Annotated in this window: 21 protein-coding genes and 1 pseudogene; 8 read left to right on the plus strand and 14 right to left on the minus strand. The window is 74.2% G+C overall.

The features are described from left to right. The 6 genes from ACFRMQ_RS15245 to ACFRMQ_RS15270 all read right to left on the minus strand — a co-directional run. The coding region (locus ACFRMQ_RS15245) for a phospho-sugar mutase (RefSeq protein ID WP_380730921.1) at positions 1 to 1,780 on the minus strand (1,780 nt) is incomplete at its 3' end. 175 nt (positions 1,781 to 1,955) lie between these two features. Then, the gene (locus ACFRMQ_RS15250) at positions 1,956 to 2,777 is read right to left on the minus strand and encodes a purine-nucleoside phosphorylase (RefSeq protein ID WP_380730922.1); all 822 of its coding nucleotides are present in this window, start codon (positions 2,775 to 2,777) and stop codon (positions 1,956 to 1,958) included. 206 nt (positions 2,778 to 2,983) lie between these two features. Next, complete coding sequence (locus tag ACFRMQ_RS15255; protein ID WP_380730923.1) at positions 2,984 to 4,057, minus strand: C40 family peptidase; 1,074 nt, start codon at positions 4,055 to 4,057, stop codon at positions 2,984 to 2,986. 15 nt (positions 4,058 to 4,072) lie between these two features. Beyond that, a complete protein-coding gene (locus tag ACFRMQ_RS15260; protein ID WP_380730924.1) occupies positions 4,073 to 4,555 on the minus strand; it encodes a poly-gamma-glutamate biosynthesis protein PgsC/CapC in 483 nt (160 codons plus the stop codon). Continuing rightward, positions 4,552 to 6,153: a poly-gamma-glutamate synthase PgsB gene (pgsB, locus tag ACFRMQ_RS15265; RefSeq protein WP_380730925.1), complete on the minus strand. Its 1,602-nt coding sequence runs from the start codon at positions 6,151 to 6,153 to the stop codon at positions 4,552 to 4,554. The genes ACFRMQ_RS15260 and pgsB overlap by 4 nt, the downstream gene beginning before the upstream one ends. 22 nt (positions 6,154 to 6,175) lie before the next feature. Next, the gene (locus ACFRMQ_RS15270; RefSeq protein WP_380730926.1) at positions 6,176 to 8,458 is read right to left on the minus strand and encodes a HAMP domain-containing protein; all 2,283 of its coding nucleotides are present in this window, start codon (positions 8,456 to 8,458) and stop codon (positions 6,176 to 6,178) included. Between the two features lie 226 nt (positions 8,459 to 8,684). Here ACFRMQ_RS15270 and ACFRMQ_RS15275 point away from each other — a divergent pair, with 226 nt between their 5' ends. Continuing rightward, entirely contained in the window at positions 8,685 to 9,674 is a 990-nt protein-coding gene (locus tag ACFRMQ_RS15275) for a hypothetical protein (protein WP_380730927.1), read from the plus strand. A gap of 4 nt (positions 9,675 to 9,678) precedes the next feature. On the opposite strand, the gene ACFRMQ_RS15280 is transcribed toward ACFRMQ_RS15275, so the two are convergent. Next, a complete protein-coding gene (locus ACFRMQ_RS15280) occupies positions 9,679 to 10,116 on the minus strand; it encodes a gamma-glutamylcyclotransferase (RefSeq protein WP_380730928.1) in 438 nt (145 codons plus the stop codon). A 99-nt stretch (positions 10,117 to 10,215) separates the two neighbouring features. Between ACFRMQ_RS15280 and ACFRMQ_RS15285 the strand changes: the two genes are divergently transcribed. Beyond that, the gene (locus ACFRMQ_RS15285) at positions 10,216 to 11,670 is read left to right on the plus strand and encodes an NAD(P)H-quinone dehydrogenase (RefSeq protein WP_380730929.1); all 1,455 of its coding nucleotides are present in this window, start codon (positions 10,216 to 10,218) and stop codon (positions 11,668 to 11,670) included. Positions 11,671 to 11,906: 236 nt separating this feature from the next. Further along, the gene (locus tag ACFRMQ_RS15290) at positions 11,907 to 12,863 is read left to right on the plus strand and encodes a DeoR/GlpR family DNA-binding transcription regulator (protein ID WP_380730939.1); all 957 of its coding nucleotides are present in this window, start codon (positions 11,907 to 11,909) and stop codon (positions 12,861 to 12,863) included. 107 nt (positions 12,864 to 12,970) lie between these two features. Here the strand turns inward: ACFRMQ_RS15290 and ACFRMQ_RS15295 are convergent, their stop codons facing one another. From ACFRMQ_RS15295 to ACFRMQ_RS15320, 6 genes are all read right to left on the minus strand, one after another. Further along, on the minus strand, positions 12,971 to 14,746 hold the full coding sequence (locus ACFRMQ_RS15295; protein WP_380730930.1) for an acetyl/propionyl/methylcrotonyl-CoA carboxylase subunit alpha: 1,776 nt from the start codon (positions 14,744 to 14,746) through the stop codon (positions 12,971 to 12,973). Positions 14,747 to 14,981: 235 nt separating this feature from the next. Then, a complete protein-coding gene (locus ACFRMQ_RS15300) occupies positions 14,982 to 15,716 on the minus strand; it encodes a hypothetical protein (RefSeq protein ID WP_380730931.1) in 735 nt (244 codons plus the stop codon). 65 nt (positions 15,717 to 15,781) lie between these two features. Further along, positions 15,782 to 16,384, minus strand: coding sequence for a nucleoside triphosphate pyrophosphatase (locus ACFRMQ_RS15305; RefSeq protein ID WP_380730932.1), 603 nt, complete (start codon positions 16,382 to 16,384; stop codon positions 15,782 to 15,784). Between the two features lie 73 nt (positions 16,385 to 16,457). Continuing rightward, entirely contained in the window at positions 16,458 to 16,598 is a 141-nt protein-coding gene (gene mmpB, locus ACFRMQ_RS15310; RefSeq protein WP_380700291.1) for a morphogenic membrane protein MmpB, read from the minus strand. 127 nt (positions 16,599 to 16,725) lie between these two features. Continuing rightward, a complete protein-coding gene (locus tag ACFRMQ_RS15315) occupies positions 16,726 to 16,947 on the minus strand; it encodes an acyl-CoA carboxylase subunit epsilon (RefSeq protein WP_380730933.1) in 222 nt (73 codons plus the stop codon). A 29-nt stretch (positions 16,948 to 16,976) separates the two neighbouring features. Then, positions 16,977 to 18,566, minus strand: a complete 1,590-nt coding sequence (locus tag ACFRMQ_RS15320) for an acyl-CoA carboxylase subunit beta (RefSeq protein WP_380730934.1) — start codon at positions 18,564 to 18,566, stop codon at positions 16,977 to 16,979. Positions 18,567 to 18,814: 248 nt separating this feature from the next. Between ACFRMQ_RS15320 and ACFRMQ_RS15325 the strand changes: the two genes are divergently transcribed. The 3 genes and pseudogenes from ACFRMQ_RS15325 to ACFRMQ_RS15335 form a co-directional block, all read left to right on the plus strand. After that, positions 18,815 to 19,708 (plus strand): biotin--[acetyl-CoA-carboxylase] ligase, encoded by an 894-nt coding sequence (locus ACFRMQ_RS15325; RefSeq protein WP_380730935.1) that lies wholly within the window; start codon positions 18,815 to 18,817, stop codon positions 19,706 to 19,708. 173 nt (positions 19,709 to 19,881) lie between these two features. Continuing rightward, the gene (locus ACFRMQ_RS15330) at positions 19,882 to 21,006 is read left to right on the plus strand and encodes an adenylate/guanylate cyclase domain-containing protein (RefSeq protein ID WP_380730936.1); all 1,125 of its coding nucleotides are present in this window, start codon (positions 19,882 to 19,884) and stop codon (positions 21,004 to 21,006) included. A 463-nt stretch (positions 21,007 to 21,469) separates the two neighbouring features. Continuing rightward, positions 21,470 to 22,603 (plus strand): annotated as a pseudogene (locus ACFRMQ_RS15335) (diguanylate cyclase domain-containing protein); the annotation flags it as partial. Between the two features lie 608 nt (positions 22,604 to 23,211). On the opposite strand, the gene ACFRMQ_RS15340 reads toward ACFRMQ_RS15335, so the two are convergent. Continuing rightward, positions 23,212 to 23,820, minus strand: coding sequence for a TetR/AcrR family transcriptional regulator (locus ACFRMQ_RS15340; RefSeq protein ID WP_380730937.1), 609 nt, complete (start codon positions 23,818 to 23,820; stop codon positions 23,212 to 23,214). 124 nt (positions 23,821 to 23,944) lie between these two features. Between ACFRMQ_RS15340 and ACFRMQ_RS15345 the strand changes: the two genes are divergently transcribed. After that, entirely contained in the window at positions 23,945 to 25,111 is a 1,167-nt protein-coding gene (locus ACFRMQ_RS15345) for a macrolide family glycosyltransferase (RefSeq protein WP_380730940.1), read from the plus strand. A 110-nt stretch (positions 25,112 to 25,221) separates the two neighbouring features. Then, positions 25,222 to 26,799 carry a histidine ammonia-lyase gene (gene hutH, locus ACFRMQ_RS15350; protein WP_380730938.1) on the plus strand — a complete coding sequence of 526 codons (1,578 nt, stop codon included), beginning with the start codon at positions 25,222 to 25,224 and terminating at the stop codon, positions 26,797 to 26,799. Positions 26,800 to 26,957 lie beyond the last annotated feature (158 nt).

The raw sequence follows: 26,957 nt of genomic DNA on the forward strand, positions 1-26,957 counted from the left end.
GATGACGATGGCCGAGACCTGGGAGGCGATCCTCGCCATGGGGCCGCCCGAGGAGGTCGGCGGTCCGGCCCGCGGCCTCGGCGAGGTCCCGCTTGATGCCGGCCAGGAGCTCGGCGGCGGCCTCGCGGGTGGCGGCCAGGTCGGCGGCGGTGGTGACCGGGAGGACGACCTCCAGGTAGCACTTGAGCTTGGGCTCGGTGCCGGAGGGGCGGACCACGATCCGGGCGGAGCGGACGGCCTCGCCGGCCAGGTGGTAGCGCAGCCCGTCGGTGGGCGGCAGCTCGGCGGAGCCGGCCGCCAGGTCGTCGGCGCGGGTGACCCGGAGGCCGGCCAGGACGGTCGGCGGCCGCTCGCGCAGGCGGCGCATGGCGTCGGCGATCAGCGAGAGGTCCTGGACCCGGACGGAGAGCTGGTCGGTGGCGTGCAGGCCGTGTTCCAGCGCCAGGTCGTCCAGCAGGTCGGACAGGGTGCGGCCGGACTTCTTGAGGGTGGCGGCGAGCTCGGCGACCAGCAGGGCGGCGGTGATGCCGTCCTTGTCCCGGACGCCCTGCGGGTCGACGCAGTAGCCGAGCGCCTCCTCGTAGCCGTAGCGCAGGCCCTCGGCGCGGGAGATCCACTTGAAGCCGGTCAGCGTCTCGGCGTACCCCAGGCCCGCGGCCTCGGCGATCCGGCCGAGCAGGGTGGCCGAGACGATGGTGGTGGCGAAGGTGCCCTCGGCCTTCTTCGCGACCAGGGCCGAGCCGAGCAGCGCGCCGACCTCGTCGCCGCGCAGCATCCGCCAGCCGGAGGTGCCGTTGCCGCTGCCCGCCGCGTTGCCGTTGACCGGGACGGCCACCGCGCAGCGGTCGGCGTCCGGGTCGTTGGCGATCACGATGTCCGGGCCGACCGAGGCGGCGGTGCGGAAGGCGAGGTCCATCGCCCCCGGCTCCTCCGGGTTGGGGAAGGCCACGGTCGGGAAGTCCGGGTCGGGCTCGGCCTGCTCGGCGACCACGGTGGGGGCGGGGAAGCCGGCCCGGCGGAAGGCGGCGACCAGGGTGTCGCGGCCGACGCCGTGCATCGGGGTGTAGACCACCTCCAGGTCGCGCGGGCTGTGCTCGTCCACGATGGAGACGGCCCGGGCCAGGTACGCCTCGACGACCTCCTCGCCGAGCACCTCCCAGCCCTCCTCGGCGCGCGGGACCTCGTCCAGCGAGCCGATCGCGTCGATCTCGGCGGCGATCCCGGCGTCGGCCGGCGGGACGATCTGCGAGCCGTCGCCCAGGTAGACCTTGTAGCCGTTGTCCTGCGGCGGGTTGTGGCTGGCGGTGACGGTGACGCCGGCGGCCGCGCCCAGGTGGCGGACGGCGAAGGCGAGCACCGGGGTCGGCAGCGGGCGCGGCAGCAGCGCGGCGCGCAGGCCGGCGCCGACCACCACGGCGGCGGTGTCGCGGGCGAAGTCGTACGACTTGTGGCGGGCGTCGTAGCCGATCACGACCAGGTCGCCCAGCCGCTGCTGCTTCACGTACGCGACCAGGCCGGCCGCGGCCCGGATCACCACGGCGCGGTTCATCCGCATCGGGCCGGCGCCGAGTTCGCCGCGCAGGCCGGCGGTGCCGAACTGGAGGCGGTCGGCGAAGCGCTCGGCGAGCTCCGCCCAGGCGAGCTTGCCGTCGGTCTCGACCTCCGGGGCCTCGGCCCGGACCAGCAGCGCGGTGAGTTCCTCGCGGGTCTGCGGGTCGGGGTCCTCGGCCAGCCAGGTCCGGGCCCGGGCGAGGAGGTCGGGGTGAAGTGCCTGCGTCATGCCAGCTCCATCGGGAAGTGCGTCGGGGTGTCGGCCGGAGGATCCGCGCAAGTGAGGAAGGAAGAGCGGGGGAGGAAGAGGGGTGCGCGCATGCGGAGGGGCCCACGGGATGGCGTGATCAGCGGATCACGCCGCCCGTGGGCCCCGTCACTCATGATTCTGCGCCCGGCGGGTGTCAGATCCGCTCAAGGACCTTCGCCAGCAGCTCGCCCATGCGTTCGGCGGAGGCCTTGCCGGCCTCCAGGACCTCTTCGTGGTTGAGCGGCTCGCCGGTGATGCCGGCGGCCAGGTTGGTGACCAGGGAGATGCCGAGCACCTCGCTGCCGGCCTCGCGGGCGGCGATGGCCTCCAGGGTGGTGGACATGCCGACCAGCTCGCCGCCGATCACCCGGGCCATGTTGACCTCGGCCGGGGTCTCGTAGTGCGGGCCGCGGAACTGGACGTAGACGGCCTCGTCCAGGGTCGGGTCGACCTCGTGGCAGAGCGCGCGCAGGCGCTTGGAGTAGAGGTCGGTGAGGTCGACGAAGTTGGCGCCGACGATCGGGGAGTCCGCGGTCAGGTTGATGTGGTCGCTGATCAGCACCGGCTGGCCGGGCGCCCAGCTCTGGCGCAGGCCACCGCAGCCGTTGGTGAGCACGATGATCCCGCAGCCGGCCGCGGCGGCGGTGCGCACGCCGTGGACGACGGTGGCGACGCCGTGGCCCTCGTAGTAGTGGTTGCGGCCGAGGAAGATCAGGGCGCGCTTGTCGCCGATCTTCACCGAGCGGATCTTGCCGGCGTGGCCGGCGACGGAGGGGGCGGGGAAGCCCGGGAGGTCGGTGACCGGGAACTCGGCCACGGTCTCACCCAGGGCGTCGGCGGCCGGCACCCAGCCGGAGCCCATCACCAGGGCGACGTCGTGCCGCTCGGCACCGGTCAGCTCGCGCAGGCGCTCGGCGGCGGCCTGGGCGGCGGCGTAGGGGTCGGCGGACACGACCGACTGAGGAGATGCGTTCACGGGTCCGAGGATAGACGGGATTCGGCTACGCGCGTAGAAATTCCGCGTGGGCGTGCCGGATCGTTACCCGGTTGACCCGAAAACACTGCGCGGCGGTGTTTCCGGGCCGTTCGGGGCCGTCCCGGGCCGTTCGGGCCGTCGGTTCGGGCCGTCGGTTCCGGCACGGACGGTGTCCGGCGCCGGACACCGTCCGCCGTCCGCCGGGCTCAGAGCCGCTTGGCGTTGCGCAGCCCCTTCGCGTACATGCCGTTGTCGTCGAGCCGGGAGGTGCCGCCCTTGTCGCCGAACGTCGGGCCGTCCGCCTCCTCCCGGCTGGAGATGTACCGGGGGTGGCCGTCGGTGTCCAGGCCCAGGTAGATGCCGATGTGGTCGAGCCGGGCGCCGGTGCGCGCGTCGATCTCGAAGAACACCAGGTCACCGGGTTGCAGTGGGTCGAGCGAGGTCGGGCGCAGGGTGGTGTCCGAGCCGGGCGCGGTGAGCAGCGGGATCACCGGGACGCCGGGGCCGACCCGGGCGAAGCCGTTGGCGGTGCGCGGCAGGCCGGGGCCGGCGACGTCCTTGGAGAGCATCGGGTAGCCCGAGCGGTAGCCGTACACCATCCGGACGAAGCCCGAGCAGTCGAAGCCGCCGTAGCGGGTCTTGTCGGGCTGCTTGGTCACCTTGTCCGCGAACGTGTACGGGATGCCGAGGTAGTCGAAGAAGTCGGTCTGCTCCAGCCGCAGGTCGTTGCCGACCGAACCGTTCGGGTTGAGCGGGCCGAAGGAGGCGTCGCCCTTGAAGCGCACGCCCTTGGCGTCCTTCTCGGCGGGTGCGCCGTTCATGTACTGGGTCGCCACCGCCAGGACGTCCTCGGCGGTGGAGCCGAGCGACTGCTGGAACCAGGTGCGGAACCACGCCTCCGTCTCGGCGCCCGGCTTCCAGGGCTGGGGCATCAGCCGGACCCAGGTGTCGGTCACCACCTTCGCCGTGGTGGTCTCCGGTTCGGCGAAGGTGCGGCCGGGGCCGGTGAGCACGGCGGTGCGGGCGTTGTCGGTCAGCGTGGCGACCACGCCGCCGTGGCCGTCCCGGACCACCGTGCGGTCCGGCCCGGTCAGCCGCTCGTAGCGGTAGTCGGCGGGCGCGGTCGTCCCGGCGGCGGTGGGGGCGGCGATCAGCGGCGCGCCGCTGCCGGCCGACGGCTGCCGGTCGCGGTCGCGCAGCTGGACGGTGAGGTAGCCGCTGGCGGCCAGCAGGGTCACGGCGAGGCCGCCGCTGAGCAGGGACTTGCGGGTGACGGGCATGGAGGCTCCCCGGGATCAGGTGCCGGGCAGGGCGCCGAGCAGCACCCCGGCGGTCAGCACGACGTAGTTGGCGAGCGTCACCGTGCTGGTGGCCATCAGGGTGGCCGCCTTGGGCTGACGGACCAGCTGGTAGGCGATCAGGCCGGGGACGATGAAGCCGAGCGTCTGGTTGGCGTAGAGGGTGGGCAGCTGGTGCTGGAGGACCAGCATCACGGTCGCCTGGAGCAGCACGCCGATCAGCACCACGGCGGCGAACAGCCGCTTGCCGTACAGGATCACCAGCTTCTGGACGACCCGGGTGGCGAGGTAGGTCAGCACCGTCACGCCGATCACGATGGCCACCCGCTGGAGGTCCTCGACCAGGGTGAGGGCCAGCCAGCCGGGGGTGATCATGCCGCCGGGGGACAGGTTGGTGGTCAGGTAGCAGACCAGCGAGAAGACCAGGCCGAGCGCGATGCCGATGGCGGCGATCTCGGGGGTGAGCTCGGTGGGGATCACTGCTGGTCTCCGTAGGGGGTCGTGCGGTGGTGGGGGTCGTACCAGGAGTCGGGGATCGGTTCGGGGCGGTAGACGGGGGCGGGGGCCGGTCGGGCGTAGCCGGGGTCGACGTGGCCGGGCTGGGCGTAGCCGGGGCTGTCGTAGCCGGGGTCCACATAGCCGGGGTCGACGTGGCCGGGCTGGACGTAGCCGGGGTCGGCGTAGGCCGGCTGGTGGCCGTACCCCGGGTCCGCGTACCCCGGGTCCGCGTAGGGCGGCGCGCCGTACGCCGGTGTGCCGTAGGCCTGGTCCGGGTACGGGCTCTGCCCGTAGGCCGGTTCGGCGTGGGCGGGTTCGACGTACGCCGGGTCGTCGTAGTCCGGCTCCGGGTAGAGCGGCTCGGGCTCGTGGTACGCGAACTCCGGTGCCTCGCCGTCCTCGTCGGGCTCCAGCCGGGCCAGCTCCTCCAGGAACAGTTCGCCCTGGCCGTGGATGTTGCCGACCGCCACCAGCGAGGAGTCCGGCCCGAGTTCGGCCAGCAGCTCGGCGGTGAGCCGGTCCGGGTCGCGCCGGTCGCCGCCGAGGTCGACCACCCGGCCCGACCAGCCGGCCGGGATGCCGTCGCGGGCGCTCTTGGTGGGGTGCCCGATCAGGAAGACCGTCTCCGGGTCGAGGTCCGGGACGATCTGGCCCATCTGGCCGTTGCGCTCCACCCGGTCGGGGCGGCAGTTGATCACCACGCTGAGCGGCCGGTGGATCGCGCCGAGGTCCTCCAGCTGGCGGACGTTCATCAGCGTGGATTCGGGGTCGTTGGCGGCGAAGACGTTGGCGAAGCGCAGCCGCTTGCCGTCCGCCGTGCGGTAGCGCTCGACGGAGAGCACGCCCGGGTCCGGCGGGGCCGCCCACATGCCCTGGAGGGCGGTCTGCCGCTCCACGCCCAGGAGTTCGGCGACGGCGAGGGCGATCGCCACGTTCTCCTTGAAGGTGAACCAGCTGAAGCCGCGCAGTTCCTCGTCGGTGACCGACTCCGGGTCCACCACGATCAGCCGGCAGTCCCGCTTGGCCGCCTCCTCGCGCAGGATGTGCGCGCGCTCCTGCTCGGCGGTCACGCACACCCCGCCGACCGGCATCGAGCGGGACAGCGAGCGGGCGACGTCGTCCAGGGTGGGGCCCATCTCGGCGAGGTGGTCCTCGCGGACGTTGCACAGCACGCCGATCGTGGACCGGATCAGCTTGGTCTGGTTGACCTCCTGGAGCGCCGGCATGACGGCCATGCACTCGATGACCAGGGCGTCCGGCCGGTAGGTGGCGGCCCGGCGGACGATGCCGATCTGCTCCACCACGTTGGCGATGCCGAACTTGCGGTAGACCGGCTCCTCGGTGGCGTCCGGGTGGATGAACCGGGCCGCGGTGCCGGTGGTCTTGGCGACCGTCACGAGCCCGCCGCCGCGCAGCGCGCCCGCGCACAGCCGGGTGATCGAGCTCTTGCCGCGGATGCCGTTGACCAGCACCCGGGTCGGGATCTGGTCCAGGGCGGTGAAGTGCCGGCGCTGCTCGACGATGCCGGCCACCAGCAGCACGGTGCAGCACACCAGCAGCACGACGTAGAGGAAGAGCACGGGAGGTCCTTCGGGCGGGGGCTCAGCGGGCGGTTGCGGTGGTGGCCGGGTCGGCCGGGGTGGTGGGGGCGGTGGGTGCGGACGGCCTGCGGACGGTGCGTTCGGCCTGTTCGGCGCGGACCAGCTCCTGGCGGATCAGCTCCAGGCTGCGGGCGACGGCCCCGACCTCGTCGTGGTGGACGGGGTAGAGCACGGTGCGGCGGTCGCCGGCGGCCAGCGCCTCGGCGCTCGCGGCGAGCCGGCGCAGCGGCAGGCCGACGGCGATGAACAGCCAGCCGAGACAGAGCGCGGCGGCGGTCAGGCCGAGCATGCCGGCCAGCACCACCCGCCGGTCGGCCCGGTTCTGGTCCAGGTGCAGCCAGGCCACCGGGTGGGCGGTGACCACGGACCAGCCGAGCTTGGCCACGCTGCCGTTGCCGCCGAGCGGGGCCGCGGCGAGCAGGGCAGGGTCGCCCCCGTCGCGCAGCACGTCGGCCGCGGCGGACTTCTTGGCGGTGGCCAGGACCTTGCGCGCCCGGTCGTCCGGCAGGTCGCCGAAGGAGCTGTAGCCCTCGTTGGCGGCCAGCACCCGCTGGCGGTCGTCGACCAGCCAGACCCGGCCGAGGCCGGGGCGCACCAGCAGCGAGCCGAGGAAGTCGGTCTTGAACTCGCCGACCACCACCGGGCCCTTGGGCTCCGGGGCGCCCTCCTTGCCGGTGTCCGCCTCGGCGTCGGCCGGGGCGGCGGTCAGGGCGATCCGGGCGGCGATCCGGGGCTCCTTGCCGGAGCTGTTGAGCAGCAGCACGCCGCTCGCGCCGAGCGCCTCCGGGCCGGTGCGGTGCGGGGTCTCGCCGGCCCGGGCGAGCACCTCGCCGTTCGCGCCGAGGACGTAGAGCGCGCGGTAGCGGTCGTGCTCGGCGAGGGTGGCGCGCAGCAGGTTCTCGGCCTTGCCGACGGAGGCGTCGGTGAGCGAGGGGGCGAGCGAACGCAGGTCCGCGTAGCCCTCGTTGAGTGCCTGGCGGATCCGGTCGGCGGCGGTGTCGGTGCGGTCGCGCTGGCCGGCCACCACCTGGGCGGGCACCCGGACGCCGGAGTCGTTGCCGCCGAGGAACATCAGCGGGACGGACCAGCCGAGCACCAGGACGGCGCAGAGCGCGAGCGGCAGCGCGGTGCCGGGGCGGCGCTTCGCGGCCGGGGCCCGCCCCGGCCGGCGGGCCGGGTCGCGCAGTTGGAGCCGCAGCTCCTCCAGCGCGCGGGCGATCCGGGCCGACTCGCCGCGCTTCGGGCCCCGTACGGGCTGCTCCAGCCGCTCGCCGCGGGTGAGCCTGCGGGACTCCAGGAACAGCCGCAGCAGCGGGCGCTGGAGGCTGCGGCTCAGGTACCAGGCGAGCAGCAGGGCGAGGACGAGCAGGGCGCCGGCGGCGGCCAGGCCGAGCATGGGGTGGCGCAGGCTGCCGGGTTTGCCGTCGACGGAGCTGGTGGAGACCACGGTGAGGCCGAGCGGGGCGGCCAGGTCGCGCCCGTCGGGGTTGGCGACGGCGGCCCAGCCGGCGACCCGGCGCGCGCCCTTGCCGTCCGCGCCGCCGGTCAGGCTGCCGGAGGCCGTCTCGCCGGGGACGGGGCGTTCCCGGGCGGCGCGCTCGCGGGCGGCGGCGACCACCTTGCGGTCGGCCTCGGCGTCCAGCGCGGCGCCGGTGGTGTCCAGGACGGCGCCGGTGGTGTCCAGGACCTGGATGGTCTGTTCCTTGCGGGTGGCGATGCCGGGCAGCCGCAGGTTGTCGGAGGCGACCAGCAGCGCGCGGCCGTCGGCCTTGGTGGCGACCAGCGCGAAGGTGAGCAGCCGGGTGCCGGTGGTGGAGGGCACCAGCAGGGGCGCGGGAGCGGTGTCGGTGACCTTGGTGAGGTCCAGTCCGGCCAGCGGGACGGTCTCGCCGCGGGCGGCCAGCAGCCGGCCGGTGTCGGGGCGGACCATCACGGTGCCGCGCCACTTGTGGTACGCCTGGCCGAGCGCGCTCAGCACCTCGGCGGGCTCCGCGGGGGCGCTCTCGTAGCGGGCGGCGGCCCGGCGCAGGTCGGTGGCGCTCTCGTGCAGTCCGGCGCGCAGCGAGGCGGCGGTGTCCTCGGCGGCGTACTGGTGGGACTCCCGGACGGCCTGCGGGGTGTCGTCGACGCGCAGTCCGCCGACGGCCAGGGCGGTGATCGCGGCGACGGCGAGCAGCAGCACCAGCAGCAGCGCGATGGGGGGACGGATGCCTCCGAGCAGTGGCATGTCGGCCCGGCGGCGGGAGCGGTGCTGCCGCGGCGAAGTGGGTGCCGTGCCGCTCACAGGGGCCTCGTTCTCCTCCGGGCCCGGGGCCGCCCGTTCCGGGAGGTCCGCAGCCGGCCTTCTCGGTCAAGCAGTGATCAAGAGCTGGTCAAGCCGCCTCAGCGTACGAAGAGGATTCGGAAAAGTTGTCACGAACCGGTCTCCGACGGGTGTCTCTTTGATGGAGATCTGTTCGGCGCGACTGTGGATCATGGTCCTCGCGACCGGCAGGGTAGGTTCGTCCGCCATGGAGATTCGGGGTTCGCGACGCTCGCTGCTGCTGCCCGTGGCGGTGCTGCTGGTGCTGGCGGCGCTCGCGGGGGTGCTGACCCTGGCCGCGCGCGGCCGGGCCGAGCGGCCGCGGACGGCCGAGCCGTCCCGGACGGCCCAGGTGCCCGGGACGACGCCCGCCGGTCCGGCCCCGGTGGACCTGGCGGCCCGGGTGGACGGGTTCACCGGGGACTTCGCGCCCGGCGGCCCGTACACCGCGCCGGACGCCGCGCAGCGCCGGGCGCTGGCCGACGGCGTCCTCGGGCTGCTCGACGGGCAGACCGAGCAGGCGGACCGCGCGCTGGCCCGGGTCGGCTACCGGCGCACCGAGTTCACCGAGGCCGTCACCGGCCGCCGGGTGGCCGAGCTGGCCGACGCCGCGGCGGAGTCGGACCGCGGCTGGGGCCGGGTCTACCTGGACCTCTCGGCCCGCTCGGCCTGGTCCGTGCAGGTGCCCCACCCGGTGTCGGACGCCCGCACCGAGGCGCTCGGGGTGGACGTGTTCCGGGCCGCGCCGGGCGGGGTGCTGGTGCTCGCCGGGGCGCACCGCCGGGCCGGGGCGGACGGCTCCTCGGACGTCGCGCACCGCACCGACACCGTCTTCGCCGCCGTGGTCGAGGCGCTCGCCGGGCGCGGGGTGCCCGGCATCCAGGTGCACGGCTTCGACGAGGGCAGCCTCCCCGGGCAGGACGCGGTGGTCTCGCCCGGCGCCGGTCAGCCGGGGACGGCCGCCGAACTCACCGCCACCGGGCTGACCCGGAACGGGTACGCGGTCTGCCGGGCCTGGCGGGAGAAGTGCGGGCAGCTGGGCGGCACCACCAACGTCGAGGGCCGGTTCGCGGCCGGCGTCGGGGTGCCGTGGCTGCACGTCGAGCTGGGCAACGGGCTGCGCACCGAGCCGGCCCGGCGCGCGGCGGTGGCCGGGGTGCTGGCGGACACCGCGGTCGCCTGGGGGCCGCGCCCCTGAGCGGTCAGCAGGGGCGGTGGCGCAGGTCCAGCACGTAGTCGTGCGGGGCGCCGGCGCTCTCCGCGGCGTCGGCGATCAGGCCGAGGTAGCGGGCCGCGGGCAGGCCGCCCTCGTAGTCGTTGAGCACGTACGTCCAGACCTGGATGTCCCCGTCCAGGGTCTGCGCCCGCAGCTTGATCTTGCGGTAGATGCCGAGCTGGACGCCCTCCCAGCGGTCCAGGCCCTCCTCGTCCATCGGCGCGACGTCGTACAGCGAGACGAAGACCCGGTCCTTCTCGTCCTCGACCACGGTGGCCAGCGAGCCTTCCCAGCCGAGCTGCTCGCCGCCGAAGGTGAGCCGCCAGCCGTCCAGCCATCCCGTGCCGCGCAGCGGGGAGTGCGGGGCGCGGCGGGTCATCTGCCGGGCATCGAGGTTGGTGGCATACGCGGCGTAAAGGGGCATGGGGGCCAGCGTAGCCGGGGTGGCGGGCGGGCCGGGGCGACTGGACGAAGGTACGGAAGCCAGGACCCCGGCGTGGCGGCGCTCCGGGCGTGCGGGACAATGGGGAACGTGACTCGGATCGTGATCATCGGTGGCGGACCCGGCGGCTACGAGGCGGCCCTGGTCGCCGCACAGCTCGGCGCGGAGGTGACCGTCGTCGACACCGACGGTCTGGGTGGATCGGCGGTGCTCACGGACTGCGTTCCGTCGAAGACGCTGATCGCGACCGCGGAGGTGATGACCACCTTCGACAGCTCGTACGAGGAACTCGGCATCCTGGTCGCGGATGACACTCCGCCGGTCGAACAGGCGGCCCGGGTGATCGGCGTGGACCTGGGCAAGGTCAACCGGCGCGTGAAGCGCCTGGCGATCGCGCAGTCCCACGACATCACCCAGTCCGTCACCCGGGCCGGCGTGACCGTGCTGCGCGGCCGCGGCCGGCTCGGCGGCGGCGGGCAGGCCGTGGACGGCTCCCGCGAGGTGCTGGTGGACGCGCCCGACGGCACCGTGCAGTCGCTGCGCGCCGACGCCGTGCTGATCGCCACCGGCGCCCACCCGCGCGAGCTGCCGGACGCCCAGCCGGACGGCGAGCGGATCCTCACCTGGACCCAGGTGTACGACCTGGAGGAGCTGCCCCGCGAGCTGATCGTGGTCGGCTCCGGTGTGACCGGCGCCGAGTTCGCCGGCGCGTACCAGGCGCTCGGCTCCAAGGTGACCCTGGTGTCCAGCCGCGACCGGGTGCTGCCGGGCGAGGACCCGGACGCCGCCGAGGTGCTGGAGGACGTCTTCCGCCGCCGCGGCATGAACGTGATGGGCCGTTCGCGGGCCGAGAGCGTCAAGCGGATCGGCGACCGGGTCGAGGTCATGCTGGCCGACGGCAAGGTCATCGAGGGCACCCACTGCCTGATGGCGGTCGGCTCGATCCCCAACACCTCCGAGATGGGCCTGGAGGAGGCCGGGGTCAAGCTCAACGACTGGGGCCAGATCCAGGTCGACCGGGTCTCCCGCACCAGCGCCCCCGGCGTGTACGCGGCCGGTGACTGCACCGGCGTCTTCATGCTCGCCTCGGTGGCGGCCATGCAGGGCCGGATCGCGATGTACCACGCGCTCGGTGACGCGGTGCAGCCGCTGAACCTCAAGACCGTGGCCTCCAACGTCTTCACCGACCCGGAGATCGCCACCGTCGGCTACACCGCGGCCGACGTGGAGTGCGGCAAGATGGACGCCGTCGTGGTCAAGCTCCCGCTGCGCGGCAACCCGCGGGCGAAGATGCAGGGCATCCGGGACGGCTTCGTGAAGCTGTTCTGCCGCCCCGGCACCGGCATCGTGGTCGGCGGCGTGGTCGTCGCCCCGCGCGCCAGCGAGCTGATCCACTCGATCTCGCTCGCGGTGGACGCCAATCTGACGGTCGAACAGGTGGCCAGTGCCTTCACCGTCTACCCGTCCGTCTCCGGCTCGACCGCCGAGGCCGCCCGGCAGCTGCACATCCGCAAGCGGGCCGAAGGCGAATCCTGAGCCTCCGGCGCGCAGTTGAGGGCGGCTGCCGACCGGCGGCCGCCCTTCGCGCGGGCATGGCCGTCACCCGGACGGCGGGCGCGGTTCCGGGTCATCGGCGGCGCGTATTCTACGGTCACGCGCCGCTCGGGCGTGAGCAATTCCCGCTACTAGCTGGAAACGCCTGAAAGCAGACGGTCACGCAGGTTACCGTCAGTTCTGTGTTTGCTGCAGAACGTCGCCAGTTGATCCTCGAAATGGTGCGCGCCAACGGAGCCGTCTCGCTCCGGGAGTTGGCCCGCGTCGTCCAGACCTCCGAAGTGACCGTGCGCCGTGACGTGCGGGCGCTGGAGGCAGAAGGGCTCCTCGACCGCCGGCACGGCGGCGCGGTGCTCCCCGGCGGCTTCAGCCGCGAACCCGGTTACCCGCAGAAGACCCACCTGTCCGCGGCGGAGAAGAGCGCCATCGCGGACGCCGCCGCCGCCCTGGTGGAGGAGGGGGACTCGGTGGTGGTGGGGGCCGGGACCACCACCCAGGAACTGGCCCGCCGGCTGGCCCGGGTGCCGGGACTGACCGTGGTCACCAACTCGTTGCTGGTCGCCCAGGCGCTGGCACACGCCAACCGGGTCGAGGTGGTGATGACCGGCGGCACCCTGCGCGGCTCCAACTACGCGTTGGTGGGCAGCGGCGCGGAGCAGTCGCTCCAGGGGCTGCGGGTCAACAAGGCCTTCATCTCCGGCAGCGGGCTGACGGCCGAGCGCGGCCTGTCGACCGCGAACATGCTGTCCGCGAGCGTGGACCGGGCCATGGTGCTGGCGGCCGCCGAGGTGATCGTCCTCGCCGACCACACCAAGCTCGGCGCGGCCGGCATGTTCCAGACCGTCGCCACCGAGACCATCACCCGCCTGGTCACCGACGAGCAGGCCGCCGCGGACGACGGGACCGCCCGCGAGCTGGACGCGCTCGCCGACTGCGGGGTGCAGGTCGACCTCGCCCCGCTGGGCGGCCCGGGCGGGGACGCCCCGGTGCACGGCACCGGCAGCGGCCCGGTCCACCAGACCCAGCCCGGCCCGATGGCCCGGCGCGGTGGCCCGCCCCCCGGCGGCGCCCCGCTGCCCGGCCAGCGCCGCCCCGGCGCGCACGGCGGGCCGGCCGGCCCGGGCGGGATGCCGACCAGGCTGGCCGAGATGGGCCTGCCGCGCGGTGGGCGCTGAAGCCCGTACGACCCCCGGCCCCGCGACCCGTGGAAGGCCCGCGGACGACGGAACCGGTCCGCACACCCCCGAAGGGCGTACGGACCGGTCCGGGGATCAGGGACGGGTCAGTCCTTGATCTCGCACAGCGCGGCGCCGCTGCTGACGCTCGCGCCGACCTCGGCCTTGAGGCCGACGACGGTGCCCGCCTTGTGGGCGTTCAGCGGCTGCTCCATCTTCATCGCCTCCAGGACCACGATCAGCTCGCCCTCGGCGACGACCTGGCCCTCCTCGACGGCGACCTTGACGATGGTGCCCTGCATCGGCGAGGCCAGGGTGTCGCCGCTGACGGACGAGCCGGCCTTCTTGGCGCCCACCCGGCGCTTGGCCTTGGCGGCACCCGCGGCACCGGCCGCAGGGGCCGTCGCGACGCCCAGCGAGGACGGCAGCGAGACCTCGATCCGCTTGCCGCCGACCTCGACCACCACGGTCTCCCGGGTCTCGGCCTCCTCGCCGTCACCGGCCGCGCCGGCGAACGGCGGGATGGTGTTGTCGAACTCGGTCTCGATCCACCGGGTGTAGACCTCGAACGGCCCGTCGCCGCCGTGGACCTCGGGCGCGAACGCCGGGTCGGTGACGACCGCCCGGTGGAACGGGATGGCGGTGGCCATGCCCTCCACCTTGAACTCGGACAGCGCGCGGCGGGCCCGCTCCAGGGCCTGCTTGCGGTCCCGGCCGGTGATGACCAGCTTGGCCAGCAGCGAGTCCCAGGCCGGGCCGATGACCGAGCCGGTCTCCACGCCGGAGTCCAGGCGCACGCCCGGGCCGGACGGCGGGGCGAACAGCGTCACGGTGCCGGGCGCGGGCAGGAAGCCGCGGCCCGGGTCCTCGCCGTTGATGCGGAACTCGAAGGAGTGGCCGCGGACCTCGGGGTCGCCGTAGCCGAGCTCCTCGCCGTCGGCGATCCGGAACATCTCGCGGACCAGGTCGAGGCCGGTGACCTCCTCGGTGACCGGGTGCTCCACCTGGAGACGGGTGTTGACCTCCAGGAAGGAGATCGTGCCGTCCAGCGCGACCAGGAACTCGCAGGTCCCGGCGCCCTCGTAGCCGGCCTCCTTCAGGATGGCCTTGGACGCCCGGTACAGCTCGGCGTTCTGCTCGGGGGTCAGGAACGGCGCGGGCGCCTCCTCGACGAGCTTCTGGTGGCGGCGCTGGAGCGAGCAGTCACGGGTGGAGACGACCACCACGTTGCCGTGCTTGTCGGCCAGGCACTGGGTCTCCACGTGCCGCGGGTTGTCCAGGTAGCGCTCGACGAAGCACTCGCCGCGGCCGAACGCGGCGACCGCCTCGCGCACCGCGGACTCGAACAGCTCGGGGATCTCGTCCAGCGTGCGGGCGACCTTGAGGCCGCGTCCGCCGCCGCCGAAGGCCGCCTTGATGGCGACCGGCAGGCCGTGCTCCCGCGCGAACTCGATGACCTCGTCGGCGCCCGCGACCGGGTCGGGGGTGCCGGCCACCAGCGGGGCACCGGCCCGCTGGGCGACGTGGCGGGCGGTCACCTTGTCGCCGAGGTCGCGGATGGCCTGCGGCGGCGGGCCGATCCAGATCAGACCCGCGTCGAGGACGGCCTGGGCGAACTCGGCGTTCTCCGACAGGAACCCGTAACCGGGGTGGACGGCGTCGGCGCCGGAGTCGGCGGCCGCCTTCAGGACCTTGGCGATGTCCAGGTAGCTGGTGGCGGGAGTGTCACCGCCCAGCGCGTAAGCCTCGTCGGCCGCGCGGACGTGCAGCGCATCCCGGTCCGGCTCGGCGTAGACGGCGACGCTGGCGATACCGGCGTCCGAGCAGGCCCTGGCGACGCGGACGGCGATTTCCCCGCGGTTGGCGATGAGCACCTTGCGCACTGTGGCTCCCTTCTTGAACCTCGTCGAGTTTATGGATTCCTGGGCGGTACCGGCGAGTAGCCCCAGGTTGTGAACTATCCCACACGCTGGGTGATGCGTTTCCCGGCCCGGCGGACGGACGCGCGGACGACGCCGCTGGTCGGCGCGGGTGCGGTCGGAGCACCCGGGCCGCGGCGGCCCGCCGGGCGGCGGCGTGGCGGGACGGTGGCATGGGCCACACTCTCGCGCGGACCGTTCAAGCGGCGACGGAGCGGGCGCCCGGCCGTTCCAGTGCCTCGGCCGTCACATCGGCCACGAGCTCGACCATGTCCGGCCCGTACGCCTCCGGATCGACCACCCGCAGGACGAGCGCGAAGGTGCCGTTCCGCCCGTACGTCCGGGCGAGTTCGCGGTGGTGGGAGACCAGGTAGCGGACGCCCGCCTGGTTGGCGGTGCCGGTCTGGCCGGAGACCAGGAACACCGGGCGGCCGCCGTCCGGGGTGGCGATCCGGGCGAGCAGGGTGTGCGCCCGGTCGTGGTCGGCGGTGTAGTCGTGCCCGCCCACCACGATCACGTTGCTGCCCGGGCCCGGCCCCGAGGTGACGTGGGCGCCGGGCAGGCCCCAGGCCAGGTGCGCGGCCATCCGCTCGTTGGACACCGGACCGCCCAGGCACAGCTCGGTCTTGGTGCCCAGTCCGCGGTGCGCGGCGTCGTGGGCGACCAGCTCGGGCCGCGCCCCGCACTCCTCGACCAGCCCGGCCAGCCACATCAGCGCGTAGGCGTCGCGCCGGGTCACGGTGTTCGCGTGCGAGCCCGCCCCGATGCTGCGCGGCACCACGATCAGGCACTCGCCGCCGCTCGGCAGCCCGAAGAAGGCCCGCACCCGCTCGATCCTGCGGCGCCGGCGCAGCGCCTGGGCCAGCCAGCCGAGACCTGCGCTGATGGCGCTGGCCACCAGGCCGAGCAGCACGTTGAGCACGCTGTCGTTCATCTGCCGCGTTCCTCCCCCGGATCGGACGCGGTCAGCTTAGAGGGGCGATCGCCCGGTGCGGCAGGTCAGTTGGCCCACAGATCGGTGATGCGGACGCCCAGGTCGGCGAGCAGCCGGCGCAGCAGCGGCAGGGAGAGGCCGATGACGTTGCCCGGGTCGCCGTCGATGCCGTCGACGAACGGCGCCGAACGGCCGTCCAGGGTGAACGCCCCGGCCACGTGCAGCGGTTCGCCGGAGGCCACGTACGCGGCGATCTCCGCGTCGTCCGGGGTGCCGAAGCGGACGGTGGTGGAGGCGGTGGCCGAGGACTGCCGGCCGGTCGCGGTGTCGATCACGCAGTGGCCGGTGCGCAGCACGCCGGCCCGCCCGCGCATCGACCGCCAGCGGGCCAGTGCCTCGGTGGCGTCGGCGGGCTTGCCGAGGGCCTGGCCGTCCAGCTCCAGGACGGAGTCGCAGCCGATCACCAGCTCGCCGTCGGAGAGCTCGGCGGCGACGGCCTTCGCCTTGGCCTCGGCCAGGACGAGCGCGAGTTCGGCGGGGGTGGCGGCGGTGATCGCGTCCTCGTCGACGCCGCTGACCACCACGCGCGGGTCGAGGCCCGCCTGGCGCAGCAGCCCGAGGCGGGCGGGGGAGGCGGAGGCGAGGACAAGGGCGCGCTGGTCGGTCATGCCCACCAGGGTAGGGGGTGCCGGTGTCCGCCATTCGGGTGAACGGCCCGGAGGAACGATTCAGCCGAACGGCTCAGGTGAACGAGCGGGCGATCATCACCAGCACGGCGCCCACCAGCGCCAGCGCGGCGAGCACCCGGCCGGCCCGCTGCATCCGCTGCTGCATCCGACGGGCCTCGGGCGAGGGCTCGTCGCGGGGGTCTGACCAGAGCACCCGTCCAGAGTGCGTCGTGCGGGGGTGCGGGCGCCTGAGTATCCGTACTCAGGTTCCGGGCGGAGCGATCTCCGAAGGCGCGGAGCGGGACGTCGGCGGGGCCGACTTCCCGCTCCGCACCGGGACTTCAGCGCGCCCAGCCCGAGGTCCGCCAGGCGTTGGCGCCCGGGTGGACGGCGGGACGGAGCAGCCGGGCGCGGTCGTTCCAGGGGGAAGCCGGGCCGGCACCGGTCAGGCGCGCCGCCTCGGCGGCGGCCTGCTCGGCGGCGGCCCGGGACTGGACCACCGCCAGGACGGTGGCCAGCTCCTCGGGGGTCGGCTGCCCGTGCAGCACGTGGATCGGGGACATGGCTGGTTCTCTCCCGACAGGGACGGGGCCTACAGGGGGATGTTGCCGTGCTTCTTCGGCGGCAGCACCTCGCGCTTGCCGCGCAGCGCCCGCAGGCCGCGCACGATGTGCCGGCGGGTCTCGCTCGGCGCGATCACCGCGTCCACGTAGCCGCGCTCGGCCGCCAGGTACGGGTTCAGCAGGGTGTCCTCGTACGAGGCGATCAGCTCGGCCCGCTTCTCCTCGGCGGTGCCGGTCGCCTCGGCCTCGGCGATCTCCCGGCGGTGCAGGATGTTGACCGCCCCCTGCGCGCCCATCACGGCGATCTGCGCCGTCGGCCAGGCCAGGTTGAGGTCCGCGCCCAGGTGCTTGGAGCCCATGACGTCGTACGCGCCGCCGAAGGCCTTGCGGGTGATCACGGTGATCAGCGGGACGGTGGCCTCGGCGTAGGCGTAGATCAGCTTGGCGCCGCGCCGGATGATGCCGTCCCACTCCTGCTCGGTGCCGGGCAGGAAGCCGGGCACGTCCACGAAGGTCAGCACCGGGACGTTGAAGGAGTCGCAGGTGCGGATGAAGCGGGCGGCCTTCTCGCTGGCGTTGATGTCCAGGCAGCCGGCCAGGTCCATCGGCTGGCTGGCGACGATGCCGACGGACTGGCCCTCGACCCGGCCGAAGCCGGTGATGATGTTGCCCGCGTACAGCGGCTGGGTCTCCAGGAACTCGCCGTCGTCGACGATGTGCTCGATCACCTGGCGCATGTCGTACGGCTGGTTCGCCGAGTCCGGCACGATGGTGTCGAGTTCGAGGTCCTCGTCGGTGACCGTGAGGTCGGCCCGCTCGGGGTAGGACGGCGGGTCGCTCAGGTTGTTGGAGGGCAGGTACGACAGCAGGCTCTTGACGTACTCGATCGCCTCCTTCTCGTCCGCGGCCAGGTAGTGGGCGTTGCCGGACTTGGTGTTGTGGGTGCGCGCGCCGCCCAGCTCCTCCATCGCGACGTCCTCGCCGGTGACGGTCTTGATGACGTCCGGGCCGGTGATGAACATGTGCGAGGTCCGGTCGGCCATCACCACGAAGTCGGTGATCGCGGGGGAGTACACCGCGCCGCCCGCGCACGGGCCCATGATCAGCGAGATCTGCGGGATGACGCCCGAGGCGTGCACGTTGCGGCGGAAGATCTCGCCGTAGAGGCCGAGCGAGACCACGCCCTCCTGGATCCGGGCGCCGCCGGAGTCGTTGATGCCGATGACCGGGCAGCCGGTCTTCAGCGCGAAGTCCATGACCTTGACGATCTTCTCGCCGAAGACCTCGCCGAGCGAGCCGCCGAAGACGGTGAAGTCCTGGGCGAACACGGCGACCTGGCGGCCGTCCACGGTGCCGTAGCCGGTCACCACGCCGTCGCCGTACGGGCGGACCTTCTCCTGGCCGAAGTTGGTCGAGCGGTGCCGGGCGAACTCGTCGAACTCCACGAAGGAGTCCTCGTCCAGCAGTTCCACGACCCGCTCACGGGCGGTCAGCTTGCCCTTGGCGTGCTGCTTCTCCACGGCCTTCGTGGAGCCGGAGTGCACCGCCTCGTCGAGCCTGCGCCGCAGGTCGGCGAGCTTGCCCGCGGTGGTGTGGGGGTCGTACGGGGCCTCGGTCATCCGGTGGCTCTCCCTGATCCATGGCCGCGACCTGTTCGAGTACGCGCGGGGCCGGGTGGTGGGCCCGCGCAGGAGGGCAGGGCGGCGCTACGAACTACCGCTGGGTAGCGTAGCCAGCGCGGAGGGCGATCCGGCACGTCCTGGCGTTATGGCCCTCGACACAGTGTGTCCGGCCGCGTTCTGCGGGACGATGGTGCGGACTGCGGCCTGGGGCGCGGCCGGGGGAACAGCCCCCTAGGCTCGACACCATGACCGCATCCGAGACCCCCCGCCGCAGTGGACTGCGCGGCTTCGGCCACGCCGGACCGTCGCCCTGGACCGACCTGGACCGTCCGCCGCTGGACGAGGTGGCGCTGCGCCGCGACCTGCTGGTCCCCGGCGGCCTGTGGACCTCCCTGGACGTCGTCGCCGAGACCGGCTCCACCAACAGCGACCTCGCCGACCGGGCCAGGGCGGGCGCCGGGCAGGGCGCGGTGCTGGTGGCCGAGGCGCAGAGCGCCGCACGCGGCCGGATGGACCGGCAGTGGACCGCCCCGGCCCGCTCCGGGCTGTTCCTGTCCGTCCTGCTGCGCCCCGAGGAGGTGCCGGTCGAACGCTACGGCTGGCTGCCGATCCTGGCCGGGGTGGCCGCGGCCGGCACGCTCGGCCGGGTCGCCGGGGTCGAGGTCGGGCTGAAGTGGCCCAACGACCTCCAGGTGGAGATCGACGGCGCGGAGCGCAAGCTCGGCGGCATCCTCACCGAGCTGGCCGGCGGCGCGGTGGTGGTCGGCATGGGCCTGAACGTCTCGCTGCGCGCCGCGGAACTGCCCGTCCCCACCGCGGCCTCGCTCGCCCTGGCCGACGCCGCGACCACCGACCGGGGGACCCTGCTGCGCGCCCTGCTGCGCGAGTTCGCCGTGCTGTACCGGGAGTGGACGGCCGCCGCCGGCGACCCGCACACCAGCGACCTGCTGCGCGCCTACGCGGACCGTTGCAGCACGCTCGGCCGCCGGGTGAAGGTGCACCTGCCGGGCGACCGCGAACTGGTCGGCGAGGCGGTGGCGGTGGACGGGGACGGCCGCCTGGTGGTCCGCACGCCCGACGGCGCACGCCGGGCGGTCGGCGCGGGGGACGTCGTCCACGTGCGCCCCGAGCCCCGCTGAACGGCACTCTTCACCTCCCCTTGACCCGGGCTGATGCCCCGGATCCGACGATTCCGTGCGAACATTCCACCTGGCAGCGGTGTGAGGCGCGCCACTGCCCGCCCGGGTGGCGGACGGCGCGCCCGGACAGGTAGGACACGAGGCGAGTGCGGCGACCGCACGGGGACGGACCGGTGGCAGAGGACGGCAGCGGCGGCGCGACGGCGGGCAGCGACGACCCCACGGTCGCGCTGGAACTGGAACGCCTGATCCTGGACGCGCCACGCCGCTACACCCCGTACCAGGCCGCGCGCGCCGCCGACGTCCCGATGGAGCTGGCCACCCGGTTCTGGCGGGCCATGGGCTTCCCCGACATCGGCCAGTCCCGGGCGCTCACCGACGGCGACGTGATCGCGCTGCGGCGGCTGGCCGGCCTGGTCGAGTCCGGGCTGCTCAGCGAGTCGATGGCGATCCAGGTGGCCCGCTCCACCGGCCAGACCACGGCCCGGCTGGCCGGCTGGCAGATGGACACCTTCCTGGAGAACCTCACCCAGTCCGCCGAGCCCGGTCTGACCCGGGCCGACGTCGCGTACCCGCTGGTCGAGCTGCTGCTGCCGGAGCTGGAGCAGTTCCTGGTGTACGTCTGGCGGCGCCAGCTGGCGGCGGTCACCGGCCGGGTGGTGCAGGCCGCCGAGGACAACGAGATCACCAGCGGTCGGCTCGCCGTCGGCTTCGCCGACCTGGTGGGCTTCACCCGGCTGTCCCGGCGGCTGGAGGAGGAGGAACTCGGCGAGCTGGTCGAGACCTTCGAGAACACCTGCTCGGACCTGATCGCCGGTCAGGGCGGGCGGGTGATCAAGACGCTCGGCGACGAGATCCTCTACGTCTCCGAGGACCCGGCGACCGCCGCCGAGATCGCGCTCAGCCTGATCGAGGCGCTGACCGAGGAGGACACCATCCCGCCGCTGCGCGTCGGCATGGCCTTCGGCACGGTCACCTCGCGGATGGGCGACGTCTTCGGCACCACCGTCAACCTGGCCAGCCGGCTCACCTCGATCGCGCCCAAGGACGCGGTGCTGATCGACGGTGAGTTCGCCGCCGCGCTGGAGCAGAACGGCAGTGTCGCCCCGGCCGAGTCGGAGGGGCCGGGCCTGGCCGAGGCGCTGTCGGTCGCGGCCGGGATGCCCGCCTCCGGGCTGCCGATGCCGGGTCCGGACGCGGGGGCCCGGTTCCACCTCCAGCCGATGTGGCGCAGACCGGTGCGGGGCCTCGGGCTGGTCGAGCCGTGGCTGCTCACCCGGCGGCTGAAGGCCGAGTAGCGCGGGGCCCGGGGCGGTCCGTCGCACGGGGCCCGGGGCGGTCCGTCGCACGGGCCGGTCATGGCGGGTGACGGGCGGGTGGTGGCCGGTACCAGGGGAAGACGTCCGTGGTGGAGGAACCCGTGGGCGTGCCTCGCCGTGGAGACGTTTCCCGTGGGCAGTGCGGCGTTCCGGGCATCGAACGGTTGAAACCCGTACCGTCTACTGAGGGTCCTTCCGGGCAAACAGGGCATAACCCAACGAAATCGCCCTAGTCTTGGTGCAAGCGGCCGGTCGGGTGCGGTCGTCCGACGGGGCCGGTCGACGGGGGTCCGGCAGGACCGAGCACAGGGAGCGAGGCGAGTCGGTGAGCAGTGAGGCGATCATGATGGACCGCGGCCACGACTGCGACCGCGGCGGTCCGCGGCACCCCGACCCGCTGCCCGACCTGCGGCTGCAGTCCGTGGTCGAGCTGGCCCAGGACATGGCCGCCGCGCTCACCCCGCTGGAGGCCGTCCGGGCCGCCGCCGCCCGGGCCACCGAGGCGCTCGGAGCCACCATGGCGGCCGTCTCGGTCTGGGACCGCGAGTCCGGCCGGCTGCGGGTCCTGGTCAACCACGGCGAACTCGCCCCGGGCGAGGAGGAACTGCCCGAGGACGAGTCGTACCCCGTCGCCGACTTCCCCGAGATCGTCACCTACCTGGAGGAGCGCTGGACCACCGGGCGGCTGCCGCGGGCCTGGCTGCAGAGCGCCGAGAACAGCCAGCCGCACGCCGGGCACGCGCACCCGACCGCCGGCGCGTACTGCCAGGAACGCGCCGCCGCGCTGCGCCGGCGCGGGCGGGCCTGCTGCGTGGTCGCGCCGATCGTGCTGCACGGGCAGGCCTGGGGCGAGCTGTACCTCGCCCGCTCGGCCGGGATGCCCGAGTTCACCGACGCCGACGCCGACTACGCGACGCTGCTCGCCGCCCAGGTCTCGGCCGGGCTGGCGCAGACCGAGCGCCTGGCCGACCTGCGCAAGCTCGCCTTCTCCGACCCGCTCACCGGCCTCGCCAACCGCCGCGCGGTCGACGCCCGGCTGGAGAACGCGCTGGTGGCCCACAACCGGGACAACACCGTGGTCTCACTGGTGGTCTGCGACGTCAACGGCCTGAAGCGGGTCAACGACCGGCTCGGCCACGAGATGGGCGACCGGCTGCTGGAGCGCTTCGCCCACCAGCTCTCGCTGGCCGCCGCCAAACTCCCCGGCAGCCTCGCCGCCCGGCTCGGCGGCGACGAGTTCTGCCTGCTCGTCGAGGGGCACAAGGCCGACGAGGTGGTCGCCGTCGCCGAGGAGCTGTGCGCCAGGGCGCTCGCGCTGTCCGAGGGCGAGGGCGTGGCCTGCGGCGTCGCCTCCACCGGGGACTCGATCGGGCCGGTCACCACCCCGGACCGGCTGTTCCGGCTCGCCGACGCCGCCCAGTACCGGGCCAAGGCCGCCCGGGCCGCCCACCCCGTGGTCGCCGGACGCAGCCACGGCCCCGGCTTCTCGCCCGACCCCACCGTGCTGCTCGCCGACGCCGCCGACCCGCACCACCGGGCGGACGGGCGGCGCGGGCCGAACGGGCGCGCCGGGGCGGCCGACCGGCGGCGGTTCCGCGGCGCCGCCCACAGCGCCGACCCGGGACAACTGCTCACCGCCGTCCTCGCCTCCCTCGACCAGGCCGCCGCCGGCCGGGCCGTCCACCCGGCGGACACCCTCGGCAAGCTGGTCGTGGTCGCCGAGTCCTCCGCCCGGCTGCTGGACGCCGTGGGCTGGTGGGTCTCGTACGTCCCGCCCGGCTCCCACCTGATGCGCACCGCCCAGCACGCCGTCTACCGGATGACCAGCGGCCCCAGCAGCACCCGCGCCGAGACCCAGCGGGCCCAGATCGAGGCCCCCGACGCGGTCTTCGACCTCCGCCACTACCCGATGACCCGGCGCGCCGTCCGCGGCGGTGCCTTCGCGCTGCGCGCGGGCGCGGCCGGCAACGACCCGGCGGAGGAGGCGATGCTCGTCGTCTCCGGCTACCGGGGCATGATCGCCGCGGGCGGGCAGAACCCGGCCGGCGGCTGGCTGGTGGAGCTCTTCGCCGACGACGCCACCCTCCCGCTGGGCCAGGCGGCCTGCGCCCTGCGGGCGCTGGTGGCGGTCGCGCTGGCGGGGCCGGCCTCGCCGCCGGCCGGCTGAGGCGTCCGGGCGCCGGTTCAGGCGGTGGTGGCCGACGGGCCGAGGGCCCGTAGCGCGGCGTCGACCAGGCGGTCGGCGTGCTCGTGGGTGAGCGGGCCGAGCCGGTACTGCCAGCGGTAGTAGAGCGGGCCGTAGACGAGTTCGACGGCCAGGTCGAGGTCGGCGTCGGGGGCGAGCTCGCCGGTCTCGCGGGCGCCGCGCAGCCGGTCGCGGGTGACGTCCAGCAGTGGGTCCAGCAGGCGGGTGCGGTACTCGGTGTGCAGCGCCGGGTCGTTGAGGATCTCGGCGACCAGCGCGCGGTAGGTGCGGTCGGTGTCCGGGTCCGCGAGTTCGTCGCTGGTGGGACGCAGGACGGCGCGCAGGTCGGCGGCGAGGTCGCCGGTGTCGGGGAGGGCGAGGCCGCCCTCGTGCTCGCTCACCGCGAGCAGGGCGTCGAAGACGACGGCCCCCTTCGACGGCCACCACCGGTAGATGGTCTGCTTGCCGACCCCGGCGCGGGCGGCGATCGCCTCGATGGTCAGCTTGCCGTAGCCGATCTCGGCGACGAGTTCGGCGGCGGCGGTGAGGACGGCGGTGCGCGAGCGTTCGCTGCGGCGGGCCGGGTCGGGGCCGGTTCGGGAGGTCATGGAGAAAATCCTAGACGAGATGGCGAGACGAGACGTATTGTCTCCTCTCGACACAACGAGACGGAACGTCTCGTCTCATTCATCGTCCCCGGAGGTGCCCGTGAACCGCCCCGCACACATCCTGATGGTCTCCGTCCCGGCCCACGGACACGTCAACCCCGGCCTCGCCGTGATCGCCGAGCTGGTGGCCCGGGGGCACCGGGTCAGCTACGTCAACGACCCGTCCTTCCGCGAGACCGTCGAGTCCACCGGCGCGGCCTTCGTCCCGTACCCGACGAGGCTGCCGCTCGCCGACGACCCGGACGGCTGGCCGCAGGACCCGGTGGCGATCCAGGACGTGTTCCTGGACGACGCGCTGTCGATGTGGCCCGTCCTGCTGGAGGTGTTCGAGGAGGACCGGCCGGACCTGGTGCTCTGCGACATCGCGGGCTTCGCCGGGCGGGCGCTCGGCGAGCGGCTGGGGGTGCCGGTGGTGCAGCTGTCGCCCGCCTTCGTCGGCTGGGAGGGCGTCGAGGAGGAGATGGCCGAGGTCTTCGAGGCCATCCGCAACGGCCCCGGCGGGCCCGAGCACCACCGCCGGTTCGCCGACTGGCTGGCCGAGGCCGGCGCGGCGCAGCGCGACGTGGAGGCCTTCAAGGGCCGCCCGGAGCGGGCGATCGCGCTGATCCCGCGCGCCCTCCAGCCCAACGCCGACCGGGTCGACGAACGGCGCGTCAGCTTCGTCGGGCCCTGCTTCGGCGACCGGGCCCACCAGGGGGAGTGGCGGCGGCCGGCCGGTGCCGGGAAGGTGCTGCTGGTCTCGCTGGGCTCGGCCTTCACCCACCGGCCCGCCTTCTACCGGGCCTGCGTGCAGGCCTTCGGCGGGCTGCCGGGCTGGCACACCGTGCTCCAGGTCGGCAGGCACACCGACCTCGCCGAGCTCGGTGAGGTGCCGGACGGCGTCGAGGTGCACCGCTGGGTGCCGCAGCTGTCGGTGCTCTCCCAGGCGGACGCGTTCGTCACCCACGCGGGCATGGGCGGCTCCAGCGAGGGACTGTTCCACGCCGTGCCGATGATCGCGGTGCCGCAGGCCGCCGACCAGTTCGCCAACGCGGACGCCCTGGTGGGACTCGGCGTCGCCCGCCGGCTGGACACCGGGGAGGCCACCGCCGAGGCGCTGCGCGCCGCCCTGCTGGAGCTGGTCGGCGATCCGGCGGTGGCCGACCGGCTGCGGGAGCTGTCCGCGGCCGGCCGGGCCGAGGGCGGCACCACCCGGGCGGCGGACCTGATCGAGGCGGAGCTGACGAGGTAGCGGAGGGGAGGGGGCTCGGGGGCCCGGGGGTTGTCCGGAGGGGGGAGAATCCGGATGGCGAGCACCTGTTGTCATATCTTCATTCACCTGATGTGATGGTGTATATGGATATGCACAGTGCTGTGGCCCCCGACGCTCCGCTGGTCCTGGTCGGCAAGGCCGACGTCAGCGCGGAGGACGTGCTGGCCGTCGCCCGGGGCAACGCCCGGGTCGAGATCGGTCCCGACGCGCTGGCCGAGATGGCGGCCGCCCGCGCCTGGATCGACGCCCTCGCGGCCGAGCCGCGCCCCGTCTACGGGGTGTCGACCGGCTTCGGCGCACTCGCCGTGCGCCACATCAGCCCCGAACTGCGCGCCCAGCTCCAGCGGTCGCTGGTGCGCTCGCACGCCGCCGGCATGGGGCCGGCCGTCGAGCGCGAGGTGGTCCGCGCGCTGGTGTTCCTGCGGATGAAGACGCTGGCCTCCGGCCGCACCGGCGTCCGGCCGCTGGTCGCCGAGACCATGGCCGCCCTGCTCAACGCGGGCATCACCCCGGTGGTGCGGGAGTTCGGCTCGCTCGGCTGCTCCGGTGACCTCGCGCCGCTGTCGCACTGCGCGCTGGTCCTGATGGGCGAGGGCACCGCCACCGGCCCGGACGGCGTGGAGAAGCCCGCCGCCGAACTGCTCGCCGCCGCCGGGATCGAGCCGGTCGAGCTGCTGGAGAAGGAGGGCCTGGCCCTCATCAACGGCACCGACGGAATGCTCGGCATGCTGGTGATGGCCATCGCCGACCTCCAGCGGCTCTTCACCACCGCCGACATCACCGCCGCGATGAGCCTGGAGGCGCTGCTCGGCACCGACAAGGTGCTCGCCCCCGAACTGCACGCCCCGATCCGCCCCCACCCGGGCCAGGCGCTCAGCGCCGCCAACATGCTCGCCGTCCTCAAGGACTCCGGCCTCACCGGCCACCACCAGGACGACGCGCCGCGGGTCCAGGACGCGTACTCGATCCGCTGCGCTCCGCAGGTGGCCGGCGCCGGCCGGGACACCCTGGCGCACGCCCGGCTGGTCGCCTCGCGTGAGCTGGCCGCCTCGGTGGACAACCCGGTGGTGCTGCCGGACGGCCGGGTGGAGTCCAACGGCAACTTCCACGGCGCCCCGGTCGCGTACGTGCTGGACTTCCTCGCCATCGCCGCCGCCGACCTCGGCTCGATCTCCGAGCGCCGCACCGACCGGCTGCTCGACAAGGCCCGCTCGCACGGCCTGCCGGCCTTCCTGGCCGACGACCCGGGCGTCGACTCCGGCCTGATGATCGCCCAGTACACCCAGGCGGCGCTGGTCAGCGAGAACAAGCGGCTCGCCGTCCCGGCCTCGGTCGACTCGATCCCGTCCTCCGCGATGCAGGAGGACCACGTGTCGATGGGCTGGTCGGCCGCGCGCAAGCTGCGCCAGGCGGTGGCGAACCTCGGCCGCATCCTGGCCGTCGAACTCACCGCCGCCGCCCGCGCGCTGGAGATCCGTCAGCAGGCCGACGCGGCCGGCGGGCTCGCCCCGGCCACCGCGGCCGCGCTGGCCGCCGCCCGGGAGGCCGGGGTCGGCGGCGCCGGCCGCGACCGCTTCCTCTCGCCGGATCTGGAGGCCGCCGCGGCGCTGGTCGCCTCCGGCGAGCTGGTGCGGGCGGTCGAGCGGGTCACCGGCCCGCTGGCCTGAGGTGTCGCGCCCGCCGCGGGGCGACGGGGGCCCGGGTCCTCTCCCGGAGAGAGAGGGTTTGGCCCTAGGCCGTGTCTCACAATTCGCGTCGGATCAGCGCGCGGCGTCGGGCGCCCGGCTGGGCGTGCCGGCGAAGCGTCCTCGTACTGGGTCGTACT

This window comes from Kitasatospora sp. NPDC056783, assembly GCF_042789895.1.
Lineage (GTDB): Bacteria > Actinomycetota > Actinomycetes > Streptomycetales > Streptomycetaceae > Kitasatospora.